This window comes from Pseudomonas sp. NPDC085632, from assembly GCF_044541255.1.
Taxonomy (GTDB): domain Bacteria; phylum Pseudomonadota; class Gammaproteobacteria; order Pseudomonadales; family Pseudomonadaceae; genus Aquipseudomonas.
In genome coordinates this window covers 1-1,425 of sequence record NZ_JBITSX010000116.1, presented here as the reverse complement: position 1 = coordinate 1,425, position 1,425 = coordinate 1, and the positions used below count along the sequence as shown (strand labels likewise).

General features: G+C 59.4%; 1 protein-coding gene. It reads left to right on the top strand.

Annotated elements, in window-relative coordinates:
• The first annotated feature begins 10 nt into the window (after positions 1-10).
• The gene (gene ccoP, locus ACIF4X_RS29285; RefSeq protein ID WP_397484701.1) at positions 11-907 is read left to right on the top strand and encodes a cytochrome-c oxidase, cbb3-type subunit III; all 897 of its coding nucleotides are present in this window, start codon (positions 11-13) and stop codon (positions 905-907) included.
• Positions 908-1,425 lie beyond the last annotated feature (518 nt).

Genomic DNA, 1,425 nt, shown 5'->3' with positions numbered 1-1,425 from the left:
AGATTCGCGGATCGGCCTGGTGGTGCGTGAAGGCGCGCCGAAACCGGACATCAGCAGCGTCGACCAGACCATGGGCCACAGCTTCGACGGCATCGAGGAGTACGACAACCCGCTGCCTCAGTGGTGGTTCATGCTGTTCGCCGGCACGCTGGTGTTTTCCGTGGGCTATCTGATCCTGTATCCGGGCCTGGGCAACTGGAAAGGCATCCTGCCGGGTTACGAGGACGGCTGGACCGGCGTGCACGAGTGGGAAAAGGAAATGAACAAGGCCGACGCCAAATTCGGACCGATCTTCGCCAAGTTCGCCGCCATGCCGGTGGAAGAAGTGGCGAAGGACCCTCAGGCACTGAAAATGGGTGGCCGCCTGTTCGCCTCCAACTGCTCGGTGTGCCACGGCTCCGACGCCAAGGGCGCGTTCGGTTTCCCTAACCTCGCCGACAGCGACTGGCGCTGGGGCGGCGACGCCGAGACCATCAAAACCACCATCATGGGTGGCCGGATGGCGGCAATGCCGGCCTGGGGTGAAGTGTTGGGCGAGGCCGGAGTGAAAAACGTCGCCGCTTATGTCCGTCATGAACTGGCCGGTCTGCCATTGCCCGCCGACAGCAAGGCCGACCTGCAAGCCGGACAGCAAGCGTTCAGTACCACCTGCGTAGCCTGTCATGGGGCAACCGGCCACGGCACTGAAGCCATGGGTGCGCCGAATCTGACGCACCCGGCCGGATTTATCTATGGCACCAGCCTGACCCAACTTGAACAGACCATCCGCCATGGTCGCCAGGGCCACATGCCGGCGCAGAACGAGCTGCTGGGTAACGATAAAGTGCAATTGCTCGCCGCTTATGTGTACAGCCTGTCACATGGATTGAATACAGAAAAACTGATTACTGAAGACAACAAGAAGTAAGCATTGCGTACACCTCTGCCGCACCATTCTCGGTGCGGCAGCATCCCGCCCCTTTGCGACGCATTGTCGCACCCCTTCACGCCCTCACCTTTCGGTTCCCCGGATTCGGGTCTACGCTTGCTCGATGCGGACTGGCTTGTGCCGGTTCCAGGTCAACGCTGACTGCTGTGTTCCGCGAACCGGCTGACTGATGTGGCCGCAAACGCCGGTAGATACCGGCTGTCGTGCCATTTACCGTCCGTCACCCGAACCGAGCGTTTGAACACACCCCGTTACAAGCGACCTGAACCCCTCGCTTTTTTCGTCCGCTGCGACATTTTGTCCGAGGCCAATTTTGTCCTTACGCGGCGCATGGAAAGGCCGCAGAATCAGCCTTGGAAAGCATTGACCCAGGTCATGGCGCGTTGCAATGACCCCCTGCTCTCTGCATACTTGCGGCCGATTTTAATCCTAATAAAACACCCAAACCGTGGAACCTTAGAATGAGCACAGCAATCAGTCCGACTGCTTATAACTAT